Annotated in this window: 16 protein-coding genes; 6 read left to right on the plus strand and 10 right to left on the minus strand. The window is 65.3% G+C overall.

What is annotated here, in order from left to right; all coding sequences use genetic code 11:
• Positions 1-47 precede the first annotated feature (47 nt).
• The gene (locus FG93_RS20695) at positions 48-449 is read right to left on the minus strand and encodes an NUDIX domain-containing protein (protein ID WP_244448680.1); all 402 of its coding nucleotides are present in this window, start codon (positions 447-449) and stop codon (positions 48-50) included.
• A gap of 472 nt (positions 450-921) precedes the next feature.
• Between FG93_RS20695 and FG93_RS20700 the strand changes: the two genes are divergently transcribed.
• Positions 922-1,815: a metallophosphoesterase gene (locus FG93_RS20700; RefSeq protein WP_052513994.1), complete on the plus strand. Its 894-nt coding sequence runs from the start codon at positions 922-924 to the stop codon at positions 1,813-1,815.
• Positions 1,816-2,006: 191 nt separating this feature from the next.
• On the opposite strand, the gene FG93_RS20705 is transcribed toward FG93_RS20700, so the two are convergent.
• Positions 2,007-2,753, minus strand: coding sequence for a glucose 1-dehydrogenase (locus tag FG93_RS20705; protein ID WP_043237879.1), 747 nt, complete (start codon positions 2,751-2,753; stop codon positions 2,007-2,009).
• Positions 2,754-3,006: 253 nt separating this feature from the next.
• Positions 3,007-4,812 carry an ATP-binding cassette domain-containing protein gene (locus tag FG93_RS20710; protein ID WP_043237880.1) on the minus strand — a complete coding sequence of 602 codons (1,806 nt, stop codon included), beginning with the start codon at positions 4,810-4,812 and terminating at the stop codon, positions 3,007-3,009.
• Between the two features lie 136 nt (positions 4,813-4,948).
• Between FG93_RS20710 and FG93_RS20715 the strand changes: the two genes are divergently transcribed.
• A complete protein-coding gene (locus FG93_RS20715; protein ID WP_081881680.1) occupies positions 4,949-5,317 on the plus strand; it encodes a hypothetical protein in 369 nt (122 codons plus the stop codon).
• Between the two features lie 97 nt (positions 5,318-5,414).
• On the opposite strand, the gene FG93_RS20720 is transcribed toward FG93_RS20715, so the two are convergent.
• From FG93_RS20720 to mdoH, 7 genes are all read right to left on the minus strand, one after another.
• Positions 5,415-6,461 carry an acyltransferase gene (locus tag FG93_RS20720; RefSeq protein WP_244448670.1) on the minus strand — a complete coding sequence of 349 codons (1,047 nt, stop codon included), beginning with the start codon at positions 6,459-6,461 and terminating at the stop codon, positions 5,415-5,417.
• A gap of 71 nt (positions 6,462-6,532) precedes the next feature.
• Positions 6,533-7,537: a glucokinase gene (locus tag FG93_RS20725; protein WP_043237882.1), complete on the minus strand. Its 1,005-nt coding sequence runs from the start codon at positions 7,535-7,537 to the stop codon at positions 6,533-6,535.
• A gap of 3 nt (positions 7,538-7,540) precedes the next feature.
• Positions 7,541-8,320, minus strand: coding sequence for a 2-oxo-tetronate isomerase (gene otnI, locus FG93_RS20730; RefSeq protein ID WP_043237883.1), 780 nt, complete (start codon positions 8,318-8,320; stop codon positions 7,541-7,543).
• A gap of 171 nt (positions 8,321-8,491) precedes the next feature.
• Positions 8,492-9,472 (minus strand): hypothetical protein, encoded by a 981-nt coding sequence (locus FG93_RS20735; protein ID WP_043238226.1) that lies wholly within the window; start codon positions 9,470-9,472, stop codon positions 8,492-8,494.
• Between the two features lie 140 nt (positions 9,473-9,612).
• Positions 9,613-9,798: a hypothetical protein gene (locus FG93_RS32975; protein WP_161783857.1), complete on the minus strand. Its 186-nt coding sequence runs from the start codon at positions 9,796-9,798 to the stop codon at positions 9,613-9,615.
• A gap of 271 nt (positions 9,799-10,069) precedes the next feature.
• Complete coding sequence (locus FG93_RS20745) at positions 10,070-10,828, minus strand: FkbM family methyltransferase (RefSeq protein WP_052513995.1); 759 nt, start codon at positions 10,826-10,828, stop codon at positions 10,070-10,072.
• The gene (gene mdoH, locus FG93_RS20750; RefSeq protein WP_043237885.1) at positions 10,825-12,642 is read right to left on the minus strand and encodes a glucans biosynthesis glucosyltransferase MdoH; all 1,818 of its coding nucleotides are present in this window, start codon (positions 12,640-12,642) and stop codon (positions 10,825-10,827) included. Before mdoH ends, FG93_RS20745 begins: the two co-directional genes overlap by 4 nt.
• Positions 12,643-12,687: 45 nt before the next feature.
• Here mdoH and FG93_RS20755 point away from each other — a divergent pair, with 45 nt between their 5' ends.
• From FG93_RS20755 to FG93_RS20770, 4 genes are all read left to right on the plus strand, one after another.
• Positions 12,688-13,695: a zinc-binding alcohol dehydrogenase gene (locus FG93_RS20755; protein ID WP_052514019.1), complete on the plus strand. Its 1,008-nt coding sequence runs from the start codon at positions 12,688-12,690 to the stop codon at positions 13,693-13,695.
• Positions 13,696-13,758: 63 nt separating this feature from the next.
• Positions 13,759-14,160 carry a 6-carboxytetrahydropterin synthase gene (locus FG93_RS20760; protein ID WP_043237888.1) on the plus strand — a complete coding sequence of 134 codons (402 nt, stop codon included), beginning with the start codon at positions 13,759-13,761 and terminating at the stop codon, positions 14,158-14,160.
• Positions 14,157-15,209, plus strand: coding sequence for a glycosyltransferase family 4 protein (locus FG93_RS20765; protein WP_043237891.1), 1,053 nt, complete (start codon positions 14,157-14,159; stop codon positions 15,207-15,209). Before FG93_RS20760 ends, FG93_RS20765 begins: the two co-directional genes overlap by 4 nt.
• On the plus strand, positions 15,206-16,045 hold the full coding sequence (locus FG93_RS20770) for a class I SAM-dependent methyltransferase (RefSeq protein ID WP_043237892.1): 840 nt from the start codon (positions 15,206-15,208) through the stop codon (positions 16,043-16,045). Before FG93_RS20765 ends, FG93_RS20770 begins: the two co-directional genes overlap by 4 nt.
• Positions 16,046-16,064: the final 19 nt, after the last annotated feature.

The following is a 16,064-nucleotide window of genomic DNA, read 5'->3' on the forward strand; positions in this document are numbered from 1 at the left end:
GGCGCGGCACGTGCCCTTGCATGACCCCTTCCCCGCAGAAATCGATCTCACCAATCGGCCGTGGGTTGACGTCGGCCGAGTATCTCGTCGAGCCGGCGGCGGGTGCCGGCTGTGGTGCTGTCAGGTAGCGCATCGAGCGGAAAGAAACGGGCCTCGGCAATTTCGCAGTCCGGTTGCCTGACACCGTCCACAGCGAATTCCCGCACCACGAAGATCGCGACATGATCGCGGCGCGACACGGTTCGGTTGAGGAAGACGCCATGCAGTTGTGGCGGGCCGGTGAGCCTGACAAGCGTCTCTTCACGCAGTTCCTTGTCGAGCGCGTCTCGCAATGTCTCGCCCGTCTCCACACCACCGCCCGGCAGATGCCACCCCGGCGTATAGGTATGGCGCACCAGCAGAACCTCGCGGTCTCCCCTGAGCACTGCAGCGCGCACGCCCAGCGTCATGCCGCGCGTGAGCCAGAAATACAGGTGCAGCAGCCTGCGCAGGGGCCTCGCGATCGGGCGCGGCTCGCGAACATACCTTGTTTCGCGGCCGGTTTTGGGGTCGGGCCCATGCGACACGCCTCGCGCTCCTCTCATCGGCCGCGTATTTGCCTATGCAAATAACGCATAACAGACCATTGTTTGCGCTGCCGTTACGTCACAAACGCGCCGCAAAGCAGGTAGAAACCAGCGCCATCACCGCTGGGGTTACCACAATGCTTCTCGCTTTCATCACCGCTCGCCTCCGGGCCAAGCGTGCTTTCGTGTGGAAGCCCGCCCTCACCCTCACCGATCCGCGCATCGTCTCGGAACTCACCGACTCGTTCAACTGAGTCCTTGGCCCCGAACCTCACCGGGGTTTGGGAACGGATTGAGGCGAGCCGCCGCGCGGATGCGCTTGACGGCTGCCATGCTCTGAGGGCAAGCGCAGGGCGTGTTCAAGATCGCGCACCTGTCCGACCCGCATCTCGGCCCGCTCGCCGAGTTCTCTCTGCATCAGCTACTGGGCAAGCGCGCGACCGGCTACGTCAACTGGCGTCGCAAGCGCCGGCACGCCCATGACATGGAAATCCTGGCGCTGATCGTCGCGGATATCCGCGCGCAGGCGCCGGACCATGTCGCCTGCACAGGCGATGTCGCCCATATCGGCCTGCCGAACGAATTCAAGACCGCAGTCACCTTCCTCGACACGCTGGGTCCGCGCGCGGATGTCAGCTTCGTGCCGGGCAATCACGATGCCTATGCCCGCTCTTCGCTAAAACCCCTCGCAAGCCTGCTTGGCCCATGGTGCAGCAGCGATGACGGCACAGTCGGATATCCCTGGTATCGCAAGCGCGGCCCCGTCGCGCTCATCGGACTGAACACCGGCATCCCGACATTGCCACTGATGGCGACAGGCCGCGTCGGGCGCGAGCAGATCGCCAAGGCGGAGATGCTCCTCGATCGGGCCAAGGCTGCAGGACTGATCCGCGTCGTTCTGATCCATCACCCGCCCTATCTTGGCGGCGCGCGGCGCACCCGCGAATTGCTCGACGCGGATGCTTTCGAATCGATGCTGCGACGCAAGGGCGCCGACCTCGTCCTGCACGGCCACAACCACCGCTTTTCGCTCGCCTGGCGGCCGGGTCCGGATCACGATATCCCGATTGTCGGCGTGCCCTCCGCCTCCATCGGGCCGCTCGGCCATGGTGAGATGGCGAGTTGGCACCTCATCAAGATCGAGGGCGATGCCAAGGCTCCGTCGATCGGCGTCGAGCAACGTGGCTTCGAGCCCGACGGCACCGTGAGGATGCGCCAGGAGATTGTGCTTCACGCCAAGCCGGTTTGACGCTCCCTCCATCCGTTGCGAGCGCCCCTAAGCAACAATAAAGGGCGCCGCATGACGGCGCCCCCGACAGGTCTGGAGCATCGGCCCGAAAACTGGATCGCGGTTTTCGGGAAAGCCGATGCAAACACAAAAAGGTTAGATCGTCGGACCGGATACGATATCCGGCCCGATGATCTTGCAGGGAAGACCGCTTAAACGCAGCGGCCGCCGTCCACCGCAAGCACGCTGCCCGTCACCATTTCCGACTCATCGGAGCACAGGAAGAGCGCGGCGTTGGCAATGTCCTGCGGAGTCGAGAAACGGCCCCAGGGAATCGTGCTGGTGAAAGCCTTTCGCTTCTCCGGCGTGTCCTCCCCCATGAAGGTCGCAAGCAGCGGGGTCTCGCCGGCAACCGGTGCGATCGCATTCACACGGATGCGGTCAGGCGCGAGCTCGACGGCCATCGACTTCGAGAGCAGGTTCGCGGCCCCCTTCGAGCCATTGTACCAGGTCAGTCCCGGGCGCGGACGCAGGCCAGCCGTCGAGCCGATATTGAGGATCACCCCACCGCCATATTCGCGGAAATGCGGCACCACCGCCTTGGCCATCAGGTAGAGCGACTTCACGTTCACGTCGAAGACGCGGTCGAATTCGGTTTCCGAGACCTCCAGCATCGGCTGGTTGCGGTGGCTTATGCCGGCATTGTTGACAACGATGTCCAGCCTGCCGAGGCGCGTGATCACCTTCGCCACGGCAGCATCGACGCTCTTTCCCTTGCCGACATCGCAGGCCACGGCAAAGGCCTTGCGGCCGATCGCTTTCGCCGCCTCCTGCGCTTTCTCGCGATTGATGTCGAGAACAGCCACCCGCGCGCCCTCGCGCACGAAGGTTTCGGCGATGCCGAAGCCGAACCCTTGCGCAGCGCCGGTGACCAGCGCGGTCTTGCCCTTCAGTCTCATGCTGTTTCCTCGTGATCTTCTCTGAGGTGGTGACATTGGGACGATTTGAGGCCGGCCAAAAATGCGTTTTTGCGATTGCCCGGATACCTAAATCCTATGGCCGGCCCGATCACGCCTCGGCCAGCCCGGTGAAGGCCGGCCTAGATCACGCTGCGTTTGGACGACATCGTCCAAACGCAGAAAACGTGATCGGCTCTCATAGTTTAGAGCATGCTTTATGCGAAAAACCGTTGCCACTTTTTCGCAGCATGCTCTAGCCGATCTCCTCGCGCAGCATCTCGAGCTCCAGCCAGCGCTCCTCGGCCTCATGGATCTCGCGTGTGACCTCGTCGAGCCGGGCCGTTGCCTTGGCAAAGAGTTTGGGATCGCGCGTGTAAAGATCGCCGGAGACAGCCGTGTTGAGCTTGGCAGCTTCCCCCTGAAGCGCCTCGATGCGCTTCGGCAGTGTCTCCAGTGCATGCTTCTCGTTGAAGGAGAGCTTCCGCTTGCTGGCTGCCGCCGGCACGGCAGCAACCGACTTGGAGGGCGCAGGCGCTACCTTCTCCGCCACGGCGCGCGCCTTCGCGCCGACGCCACGCCCGCGCTGCGCAAGCATGTCGGAATAGCCGCCGGCAAACTCTGTCCAGACCCCGTCGCCATCCGAGATCAGCGTCGCGGAAACGACCCGGTCGATGAAGTCGCGGTCATGGCTGACCAGCAGCACCGTACCCTGATAGTCCGCCAGCAGTTCCTGGAGCAGGTCCAGCGTTTCGAGATCGAGATCGTTGGTCGGCTCGTCCAGCACCAACAGGTTTGAAGGTTTTGCCAGCGCCCGTGCCAGCATGAGCCGCCCGCGCTCACCGCCGGAGAGCGCTCCGACCGGCGTGCCCCGCTGGATGGGCTGGAACAGGAAGTCTTTCATGTAGCTGATGACATGGCGCGGCTGCCCACCGACCATGACCTGGTCGGAACCACCGCCGGTCAGCGCATCGCCGAGCGGCGTCGCCGGGTCGAGGCTTTCCCGGCGCTGATCCAGCGTCACCATCTCGAGCGAAACCCCGAGCTTGATCTTGCCGGAATCCGGCTGCAACGCGCCGGTCAGCAGGTTGATCAACGTGGTCTTGCCGGCGCCGTTCGGCCCAACGATGCCGATCCGGTCGCCGCGCGCCACGCGCAGCGAGAGGTTCTTGACAACGACATTGTCGTCATAGGCCTTGGCGACGTCGATCGCCTCGATCACCAGCTTGCCCGACATCTGGGCCTCGCTGGCCTCGAGCCGGACTGAGCCAACGGCTCCGCGCGCCGTGCGGCGCTGGTCACGCAGCGCATGGAGCTCGCCGAGGCGGCGCTGATTGCGTGTGCGACGCGCGCTGACGCCATAGCGCAGCCAGTCCTCTTCGCGCGCGATTTTGCGGTCGAGCTTGTGGCGGTCGAGCTCTTCCTGTGCCAGCACCTCGTCGCGCCAGGCCTCGAACTCGCCAAAACCACGATCCATGCGCCGCGTCTGGCCGCGATCAAGCCAGATCGTCGCGCGGGAAAGCGAAGTCAGGAAACGCCGGTCGTGGCTGATCAGCACCATGGCCGAGCGCAGCGACTTCAGCTCCTGTTCAAGCCACTCGATCACCGGGAGGTCGAGATGGTTGGTCGGTTCGTCGAGCAACAGGATGTCGGGCTCCGGCGCCAGCACGCGCGCCAGCGCCGCGCGGCGGGATTCGCCGCCCGACATGGTCGCCGGATCCTCGTCGCCGGTCAGACCCAGCTCCTCGACGAGATAGCGGGCGCGATAGGCATCGTCGCCGGGGCCGAGGCCGGCTTCGACATAAGCAAGCGACGTCCTGAAGCCGGAGAAATCCGGCTCCTGCGGCAGGTAACGGACGGTCGCTCCCGGCTGCAGGAAGCGCTCGGCGCTGTCGGGCTCAACCAGCCCGGCCGCGATCTTGAGCAGTGTCGACTTGCCCGAGCCGTTGCGGCCGACAAGGCAGACCCGCTCGCCCGGCGATACCGCGATCTCCGCGCTTTCGAGCAAGGGCTGGCCGCCAAAGGTCAGGGCGACGTCGCGCAGGTGGAGCAGAGGAGCCATTCGATACCCGTTGATTGTCGAGCGGTCGGGATAGACTGGCACGCCCGGCCTGTCACGCCGCCACGGCGTCACGGCCCCTTGCGCTGCGGATTATCCATCATAGGATACAAATAGTATCCCTTAATGGACGAGACCCATGACGCGCCTACCTTCCCGCAGAGCCCGCGATGCCAGGATCGGCGACAATGGCGGCCCCCCGCTCGAAGACCCAGCCCAGCGCCAGCCAGAATGGGGCAAAGGCGAGATCGGCCGCTATTTCGACTGGCGCTTCGCTTCGCGCAAGGCCTGGACGAAGCCGCCCTCGATCGCCGTGCGGCGGCAGGAACGGGCCGAGGAACTCGGTCTGACCTATGAGGAATACACACTCGAAATCATGGAACGTGGCTATTTTCCGCAGCCGGAGCATGTCGCGGCGATCGTCGTCAAGCGGGCTGAGAGGCGTAAGGCCGGCGGCATCGTCGGCCAGTCGTTGAAGGGAATGCGCCTGAAGCGGCCGCGCGACTAGAGCATCCGCCCGAAGAGTGGAATCCACTTTTCGGAAAAATCCGACGCTGCTCAAAGCGATAGATCGCCACTTTGCGTCCGGTAGGACGCATGGCGATCTAGGCTTCAAGCCGCTTCCTGAGCCAGCGCGTCGCCGGTCGCTCGAACCAGCGATAGACCAGCACCGAAGCGACGACCGAGGCGATCAGTGCCGCGAAGACGTACAGGCCAGGCCAGCCGGGAGCCACACGCATAAAGATCTCGCGTAGCGCCCTGATCGCAAAGGGGTGGACGAGGTAGAGCGCGTAGGATGCATCGCCAAGACCAGCCAGGCCACGAACCAGAGCCGACGGGGCCGAATTGCCGCTGCCGGATGACGCCGCCGCGACCAAGAGCACTGCAGCCGAGCCTCGCAGTGTGAAGGACATCCAGGGCGTGTCCGCTCCGGGGAGCCAGGCCGCCAGCAGCAGGATTGCAACGCCCAGGGCAGCAACGAGCCAGCGCGGTCCGCCGGTAAGCCGAAAGCCCTGCCGCCTCAGCAAGGCCAGTCCCATCCCGGCAGCGAATTCCAGCACGATCGGCTGCCCCCAGAAGCCGAATGGCAATGGCAGGGGGCCAGACAGAGCCTCCGCCACAACCAGCACCGCAAGCGCCAACGTGACCGTCAGGACGACTGCAGCCCGCGGCAGGATGAGCGCCGCGCCGAATAACGCGTAGAACAGCATCTCGTAATTCAGCGTCCAGCCGAGCGAGTAGACGGGCTGGACGAGACCGGCAGGAGAGACGACCGGCCAGAACAGATAGGAGCCCAGGATCTGCCCGAGATCGGGCGCAGCCGAATTAAGCGCGCCGGGAAGCAGCAGCCCGACAAGCAGGAACAGCGTCGTCGCCGCCCAGTAGAGCGGCACGATGCGGGCAAGCCGGCGCGCCAGGAACAGGCGAGGCGCATCCTTGCGGCCGAAGAGCTTGCTGGACGCATGCACCATGATGAAGCCGGAGACGACGAAGAAGATATCGACGCCGGCCATCCACGGCAGGAGATAGGAGGGTGTGAGACTCTCGCCTGAGCGCTGAGCCAGAGCAAGCGCGTCCGGCTGCACGTGATGCACGGCGACCATGAAAGCCGCGAAGGCGCGCAGTACCTGGATGCCATAGAGCTGGGACAAGAAGCGGAAAAGCCCTGAAGAGAGGATGCGGCGCTCTGCACTGATCGCGAAGCGCAGCTGCTACCTGCCGCTCACGGAAACCACAATCGGGCTTCGTCGTCGAGGCCGAAGCGGGACGGGGACGCCGCAATGGCGGCAAGCCCCTGTTCGGCAGCGTCCGCAGTCGTGATGACATGCAGGGCGAAGCGCGCCGCGAGTTCCTCCATCGGCGGCTTGCCATTGAACATAGCATGGAGTGCGGCATTGCCGGCGAGCGGCAGGAGCCGCGGCACGATGCCACCGGCGATATAGACGCCACCGGTCGCCTTGAAGATGAGTGCGAGATCACCGGCAACACGCGCCAGCAATCGCCAAAAGCGAATGACCGCCATCAGTGCAGCGGGGTTGCCGTCGAGCGCCAGCGTGGTCACATCAGCGGCACTAACTCTCGCCTCCTCCATGCCGGTTTCGCTGGCGATGGCGCGATGCAGGCGCACCAGACCGTCACCGCTCAAGAGCGCCTCGACCGTGACGCGCGGCAGACCGGCCGCCAGCGCCGGCCAGATCTTCTCCTCCGCCTGATCCTCGGGCCCGACGCCGATATGGCCCGCCTCGGTCGGGATCAATGCACCCCTGCCGTTCCGGCTGACCAAGGCTGCCGCACCAAAACCGGTCCCGGGTCCCAGCACGAGACGCACCCCCTCCGCCTCGGGCTGCCCCGGCACCAGGGTGACCATGTCCTGCGGCTTCAGGACAGCAAGCGAGGCGGCGAGCGCCTCGAAATCATTCACCAGCAGCCCCTGCACCAGCCCAAGCTCGGCAGCCATGCCAGGCCCGTCGAAATGCCAATTGGCATTGGTCAGCCGGGCAGTACGGCCATCGAGTGGCCCTGCGACCGCAAGAACCGCCGAGCGAGGGCGCGGATCGAGGGACGCCAGAACCGCAGCCAGCGCTGCATCAGGCGTCGGATGGCTGCCGGTATGGATACGGGCCAGCGGCTCAGGCCGTGCACCGGCGTGCTGCACGAGCGAAAGGCGGGAGTTGGTCCCGCCAATATCTGCAACGAGGACCGGGTAGGCAAAGGGCTCGGCGCGCATCGCTCAGGCCTGCTTTTTCCAGTCGGAGAACCAGCCGAGCCCCTCGAGCGTCCCGGCCCTTGGCCGGTACTCGCAGCCGACAAAACCAGTATAGCCGAGACCGTCGAGTTCGGCGAACAGACGCGGATAATCCGGGCCGAGCGCGTCCGGTTCATGGCGGCCATCGGCGCTGGCGATCTGGACATGGCCGACCAGCGGAAAGAGCGCCTTCAGCTTGCCCGAGACGTCGCCATGGATCAGCTCGCAGTGATACATGTCGAACTGCAGCCTGACATTTTGCCGCCCGGACTCGCGGACATAAGCGGCGGCGGCATCGAAATCATTGAGGAAATAACCCGGCATGTCCTTGCCGTTGATCGGCTCGAGGAGGAGGTCAATGCCGTGCTCGGCGAGCTTGTCGGCGGCATAGGCGAGCGAGGCACGATAGGCCACCTGAGCGGCGGGATCCCGGGGATCGGCATGCCCGGCCATCATGTGCAGACGCTTGACCCCGGTGGCCTGCGCATAGGTCAACGCCGTCTCGACAGAGGCGCGGAATTCCGCCTCGCGGCCGGGAATCGCAGCCATGCCGCGTTCGCCCTTGGCCCAGTCGCCAGGCGGCAGATTGAACAGCGCCTGCTCGAGTTCAGCCCCCGCTAGCGCAAGACTCACCTGTTCGACCGGGTGTTCGTAGGGGAACAGAAACTCCACGGCCGCGAATCCGGCCTCCCGGGCCGCCTTGAAGCGGTCGAGGAATTCCCATTCGTTGAACATCATCGACAGATTGGCGGCAAAACGCGGCATGGCATCCTCAGGCAAACGAAACACGCGCCAACCTATCGGGCCGCACGTCCTGCGTCATGTGAGAACGCAACAGAGGCGCGTTGCGTTCCGATGGGAGAGCAGCCTCCTCGCGAAACCATCCCGGACGACCAGCGGGCTCCGGCGACATATCTGAGAGCCGCGGGAGCGCTCCTATTTCTTGGCAGGCGCCGCCGGCGGGTTCGGGTCCTTGGAGAAATTGCGGAAGACCATGTCCGGCGAAGAGGTATTGTGACGCGAATGGGTGGTGCGGCCCATCCAGATATCGCTCGCCTTGCCGCCGCCGAAGGGCATCAGCAGTTCTTCGCGCCAACCCTTGGCTCCGGGCTCGCGTATGGCGATGCGGGCGACGTCGTTGTTGAATTCGGTGACATACATCGAGCGCAGCGCCACAAAGGCCTTGCCACCGGTGACGGGCTTGTCGAGCACGGCATCCAGCACCATGCGGTTCTCGTCGACACTGTCGAGCTTGAGCGTGGCAGCCGAACCATCCTTGAAGCTCATCTTGAAGGAGGTCGTCTTCGGGTCGAACTCGATCTCCTTGATGTTCACCACCGGCCGCGCGCCATCCTGCTCGATCGGTCCGAACAGGAAGGATGAGCCATAGGAGGAGAAGCCGAGATGCTGCGGCGGCATCGGCCGGGCGCGCCAGTAGCCATCCTGCGGATAGACCACGAGGACCTCATAGGACTTGTCCTTGCCGAGCTTCCAGAGCTGCACGAGATGCAGGCCTTTCTCGACCCGGTCGCCAACCTTGAACGTCGTGTCCGACGGCCGCCAGAAGGTCGGGAAGGTGTAGCCGACGAGCCAGTAATCGATGCTCTCGTAGAAGGTGACGCGCCGCGGCGGTGTCGGCGCAGCGAAGACCGGATCGCCGGTCATGTCGCAGGCAGTCCAGTCAGCCTCCCAGTTATCCCGGACCAGCCCGGCGATATAGGCCGGATGCGCCGCCTCGATCTGGAAACGCCGCACTTCAGGCGAGATCGCCTTGATTGTGACGTTGTCCTTCTCAGCGCAGAGCACCGGCTCCGACTCGTTCTTCACCTCGACAGCGACATCGCCCGCAGCGCGCACCGGCAAGGCGAAAAGCAGAAGGGCGAACGAGACAGCGATTGGGCGGGCGAGGCTGAACATGACCATCCTTCGAAAAACGGCTTCGTCGCCAGCATGGCGAAGGCCTGATGAATGCAAGCTGGCTGGTTTCCTCATAGGGGGTGCGGGGAGCCGATGAAAGCATGCGCCCGCAGAGGCGGATGTTGCGGCAAGCGGTTAACTTATCCGATGGTGCGACCTGGCGCGCGGATCGCTCGCGCCATGGGGGACGCGTACTGCTGGCCGGTGCACTGATGCTCGTCATCGGGCTGATCCATTCCGTTCTGGGCGAAATGCTGATCTTCCGGCACATGCGCCGTGGCAGCCTGGTCCCGACCATGGGCCAGCCGCTGCTGCGGGAGCGACATGTCCGCATCCTCTGGGCGAGCTGGCATCTCCCGAGCATTCTCGGTTGGGGGCATTCGGCGTTCTGCTGATCTCGATCGCGGCCGCTCCGGACGAACCCGTGGCAGGCCCAACCGTCGTGCGCATCGCAGCGTTAGCACTGGTCGGCAGTGCCCTTGTCGTCCTGGTGGCAACGAAGGGCAGGGATCCGGGTTGGCTAGGCCTTCTGGTAGCGGCGGCACTGTCCTGGCTCGGGCAGCCGGTGGCTTGAGCGCTGCGACGATGCCCTGCCGCTCACCGCTGCAGGACGGCGTAGACATCGCCTGAGTTGGCCGAATGCGGCAAATCACGCAGGAAGCCGCCCATTGCTTCGGCGCTGGCCTCCTCAGCGAGTTCGAGGAATTGGCTTTCACCGAGAGCGACGTTGAAGCGGTACGGCCCCAGGGTCTCGAGCAGTGCGAGGCAGCCCTCCGCGACATCGCGCTGGATCGTGGTGAATTCGAACGAGATCACCGGCACCCGCCGCGAGAGCCCGGCAAGGACATTGGCCTCGAAACCCTCGACATCGATCTTGATGAAGGCGGGCTCGCCATAGCGCGAGATCAGCGCGTCCAGAGTCGTGCAGGGCACCGTGATCTCGCGATCCCAGACCTGGCCGGTCCAACCCTCGGCGCCATGGGCCGCACCGACGAACTGCTCGGAGACGGTCGAGACCGTCGGGTTCGCGCTGTTGATCCGGAGCGTCACGGTGCCGACCCGGTCGCCGCAGGCGGCCTGCACCAGAGTGACATCCCGATCCCGACCGTGAATCAGGCGAATGGCACGTGCCGGGCCGGGTTGCGGCTCCAGCGCAACAACGCGCGCACCGAGCCGTCGGAAAGAGGAAATCCGGTCGCCGACATGGGCTCCGACATCGAAAGCGAGATCGCCAGGTTTCAGGAAGCCGGAATAGAGCGCATCCATCGCGGCATGGTGTTCACGATCGCGGTGATAGACCCTGAGGGAGCGCGCAATCGCCTTGGCCGTACCCTTCGGATAGGCCACGCCCGTCACGCGCGCGTCTCCGCCTGGATGGCGACGAGTTCGGCCGGAGGATCGAAATCTTCGGGAATACCGCAGAGGCCGCGGGCGACGAACCATTCTCCTAGCGCCGGTGCGGCCGTCAGCATGGCGAAGGGAACCGCCAGCACATAGCCGGCGGTCAGCGGCAGCGACCAGAGCAGCACCGTTGGCGACAAAATGGCTAGCGCAATGAAGATATAGAGCCCGAAAAGCAGATGCGGCCACAAACCTGCGAATGCCGTCGCCAGGGACAGCGCGTGTGCATCGCGCGATTGGCCGTTCCAGCCGATCTTCGCTCGCCCGAAGGCAAGGCCGATCATGAACAGCGTCGTGCGGAAGGTCGAGACCGCTCCCTGCAGAAAGGCGAAGACGATCTCGATCAGCGACGAGGTGATGAAGCAGCCCGTGCCGCCGTAACGCTTCGTGCCTGCCCTGGTCAGCAGGATATCGGCGAAGCCCGCCAGCTTGGGCGAGAGATACATCATGAAGAACAGCACGTAGAGGAAAGCCGCGAGCCCCGCCGGGTAATCGGCGATACCGCCATCCTCGATCACCTTCCACGGCAGCAGAGCGATCATCAGCGTCCAGGCCGGCAGGCCGAGGAACATCAGGATCGCCCAGACGAGCTGGAAGCGACTCATCGGCTTCAGGCCGGGTAGATCGATCAGCTTGAGATATTGCAGGTTGCCGAGGCACCAGCGCAGGTCGCGCTTGGCGAATTCGAGCATGGTCGGCGGGTTCTCCTCCCAGCTCCCCATCTCCTCCGGCAGCACGCGCACCTCGTAGCCGGCGCGGCGCATCAGGGTCGCCTCGACCTGGTCATGGCTCATCACCGGCCCGCCCAGCGGCGGTCCGCCCGGAAGCACGGGCAAATGGCACTCATCGCGGAAGGGTGCGATCCGGACCATGGCGTTGTGCCCCCAGAAGGGTCCGCATTCGCCGATCCACCAGGCCGATCCCATCGTGTAAGGGCGCATGCCGTGACGCATGCCGAACTGGAAGATGCGCGCGAAGGCCGACTTGCTCGGCATGCCGACGACAAGGCTCTGCAGGATGCCGAGTCGCGGATGGGCCTGCATCATGCGGGTCAGCCTGACGATCGCCTCGCCCGACATCACGCTGTCGGCGTCGAGCGGCAACATGAGCTCGTAACGATCGCCCCAGCGTTCGCAGAACTCACGGACATTGCCGGCCTTGAAGCCGGCATTGTCGGTCCGGCGGCGATAGGTCACTCGCCCGCTTTCGCCAATCTCGTTCGCCCACCCCTCAGCGAGATGCTCCTCCGCAGCGGCGACACGCGGATCATTGCTGTCGGAGAGCACGAAGTAGTCGTACCAGGCGCCCTGCCCTGTCGCGTCGAGGCTTTGCTTGACCACGCGCAGGCGGCGAAAGGCCCGTGCGGGATCCTCGTTGCGAAGGGTCATCAATACCGCAGTGCGAACCGCCAGTGGTGTCGCGGCATCGCCGTCAACAGCAAAGGGCGCGACCTGCTCGCGTCCATCCTCGACGCCATGCAGCAGCCAGAGCCCGATTGCAGCATTCCAGAAGCCGAGCACGGTCCAGGGCGCACCGAACAGGAAGGCGACGAAGATCACGATGTCGGCAAGGGTCCATCCGCCCGCGCCCAGCACACGCGACAGCCCGAAGAGAAGGCCGGCGAGCGTGACGAGATTGAGCACGAGAACCAGCAGCCGGCGGGCCCGCAACACGCCGATCGTCTGCAGCCCGGCAGGGGTCAACCCCGGCAGCACGCCTGCCTCTTGCGCAGCCGGCTGGAACGTGGTCGGAGCGGGGCGCTGATTCATGGCGGTTTCCGTCACGCGATGGTGCAAGGCGAGGGTCTGCTTAACATGGCGCAGGAGCTAAAGCCGGCATTCGCAGCCGGCGCAAGTTCGACGGCAACGGCCCTCTGGTATGTGGCGCCTCGTGAATGCGCCCTGAACACCGTGACAGTGCCCCCGGCGGGACCGGGCGATTGCCTTGTTCGCACGCTCTGGAGCGGTATTAGCCGCGGCACCGAGCGCCTGGTTTTCGAAGGGCGCGTGCCGCCTTCGGAGCACGAGCGCATGCGCGCCCCCTTCCAGGAAGGGGCGTTCCCGTTCCCGGTCAAATACGGCTATTGCGCCGTCGGGCAGGTCGAAGCCGGACCGGCGGACATCGTCGGCAAGACGGTGTTCGGCCTCCATCCGCATCAGAACCGCTTCGTTGCGCCGCGCGAACGGCTGACCATCGTGCCTGATGCCGTTCCTGCTCGCCGGGCTGTGCTCGCCGCCAATATGGAAACCGCGCTGAACGCGCATTGGGATGCCGCATCAGGTCCCGGCGACCGCATTGTCATCGTCGGGGGTGGCGTGCTCGGCCTGCTGGTCGCCTGGATCGCGGCAGGGATTCCCGGTGCGGACGTGACGCTTGTCGATATCGACCCCGGCCGCGCAACGCTGGCAGGACAGCTCGGCTTCGGTTTCGCACAGCCCGACGCCGCCCCCGAGAATGCCGATCTCGTCTTCCATGCCAGTGCCTCGGCGCCAGGGCTTGCCACTGCGATAACAGCTGCCGGTCTCGAGGCCCGCATCGTCGAGCTGAGCTGGTATGGCGAGGGCGCCGTGCCCGCTCCGCTCGGCGGCGCCTTCCATTCCAAGCGATTGCAGATCGTCTCCTCGCAGGTTGGCCAGGTCTCGCCTTCGCGCCGCTCGCGATGGGATTACGCAAGGCGTGCCCAGGCCGCGATGGCACTGCTCGCCGACGAACGGCTGGACGGGCTGATCACGCAGGAAATCCCCTTCGCCGGCGCTCCGGCGCAGCTTCCCGGCGTGCTTTCCGCCGATTGGCGCGGGCTTGCCGCAGTGCTGCGCTATTGACCTGACGCAGGGGCTTTGGCCAAGACAGGGGCCTGCCGACGCGCCGGCCTAAGGGAGTTGCACATGTTTTCCGTCGAAGTCCGCGACCGCATCATGATCGGCCATTCGCTGCCCGATCCGTTCTTCGGCCCGGCGCAGAACATGCACGGCGCGACCTTCGTGGTTGATGTCGCGTTCTTCCGCGAGCGGCTCACACGCCAGAATGTCGTGGTCGATATCGGCGCCGCACTCGACGTGCTGAACAAGACGCTGAAGCCGCTGAACTATCAGAACCTCGACACGCTGCCGCAGTTCGCGGGCGTGCTCACCACCACGGAATTCCTCTGCAAATACATCTTCGACGCGGTCGCCGAAGCCGCGAAGTCGGGGGCCCTCGGTGAAGATGGCGCCGGGCTCTCCCGCATCCGCGTCACCCTGCATGAGACCGACCTCGCCCGCGCCAGCTATGAGGGCGCCCTCGCGTGAGCGAGATCGTCTTCGCGATCCCCGGCGACATCGACCTGCCCACGGGCGGCTATGGCTATGATCGCCGCCTGTTGCGGGAGTGGCACGCCAACGGCGTCGCAGCGCAGCATCTCGCTCTGCCCGGTTCCTTTCCAAATCCGACGCCGACGGATCTCGACGAGACCGGGCGACTGCTCCTGTCGCAGCCCTTCGACCGCGTCCTGCTGATCGATGGATTGGCCTATGGTGCCTTTCCGGAGAGCATCGCGGCCGACCTGGCTGGTCGGGTGGTCGCGCTGGTGCACCACCCCCTCGGCTTCGAAACCGGACTTGGGACGGAGCAGGCCCGCGCGCTGATTGCGCGCGAAACCGCTGCCCTGCGTTATGCCAGCGCCATCATTGTCACGAGTCCGGCGACCAAGCGCCTCCTGGTCTCCGAGTTCGGCGTCCCCGCCGAGCGCATCGCGGTTGCCGAGCCGGGCGTAGACCGGGCACCGCGTGCCGCCGGCGGGCGCCCGGGCGAGCCCCTGCAACTGCTCGCGGTCGGGTCCCTCGTCCCGCGCAAGGGCTACGACATCCTGGTCGAGGCATTGCGCCCGCTGAGGGATGTGTCCTGGCAACTCACGATCATCGGTGCGGCCGACCGGGCGCCCGCGACAACTCTCGCGCTCAAGGCGCAGATCGCGTCTTCCGGGCTTCAGGACCGGATCATGCTGGCGGGTGCGGTTGGCGAAGTCGAGCTGGCACACGCCTATGACAAGGCCGAACTTTTCGTCATGCCCTCCCTTTTCGAGGGCTATGGCATGGTGCTGACTGAAGCGATGGCGCGAGGCCTGCCGATCCTGTGCACCACCGGCGGCGCAGCAGCTGAAACGGTGCCGGATGCGGCCGCCATCAAGGTTGCTCCCGGCGATGCGGGCGCGTTGACCCGGGCGCTGAGTGAGCTTCTGGCTGTACCGCCTGGCAGAAAGCGCCTGGCCGATGCCTCCTGGGCCGCGGCAGAGACATTGCCTCGCTGGCACGACACCGCGACGATCGTCGCCGAGACCTGCCGAAAGGTATTTGCATGAGCGGCTTTTCTCCAGACTGGTTGGCCTTGCGCGAGCCGGCCGATCACGCGGCGCGCAACCCGCAATTGCTTGCAGCCGTTGGCGCCTATTTCTCCAACCGCCCGTCACTCACCATCGTCGATCTCGGCTGTGGCGCGGGCTCCAATCTACGCGGCACCTATTCGGCGCTCCCGCCCCGGCAGCACTGGACGCTCGTCGATTTCGATGAGCGACTGCTTGACGTCGCCCGTGAACGCCTCGCTGCCTGGGCCGATGACGTGCGCGAGCAGGGCGAGGAACTCGTCCTGGGCAAAGGTGACAGGACAATTACCGTCGATACCCGCAAGGCCGACCTGAACAAGGATCTCGAATGGGTCTTGGGCTGGCAGCCGGATCTGGTGACCGCCGCGGCCTTGTTCGACCTCACCTCGAAGCGATGGCTCGAACGCTTCGTCGCCGCACTCGTGAGCCAGAACGTCCCGCTCTACACCGTGCTGACCTATGACGGCCGCGAGCAGTGGCAGCCGAAACATGGCGCCGACTCCAGGGTCCTGGCCGCGTTTCACCATCATCAACACAGCGACAAGGGCTTTGGTCCTGCCGCCGGACCGGAGGCCACGGAGGCGATGGCCGAGGCTTTCCGCAAATCCGGCTTCGCGGTTTCCACCGGCGAAAGTCCATGGTTGATCGACGAGGGCCAGCGCGAATTGGCCGAGGCCCTGACGAAAGGCATCGCCGAGGCAGTCACCGAAACCGGCCATGTCGACCCCGCCACGGTCGCGGACTGGCTGGAGACCAAGCGCCGGGCCGTCTCCGGGCTCGTCGGTCACCAGGACCTTTGGGCTCGGCCGGTCTGAAGCGAATCGGCTAGATCAC

The sequence above is a fragment of the Allobosea sp. LC85 genome, assembly GCF_000735605.1.
Classification (GTDB): domain Bacteria; phylum Pseudomonadota; class Alphaproteobacteria; order Rhizobiales; family Beijerinckiaceae; genus Allobosea.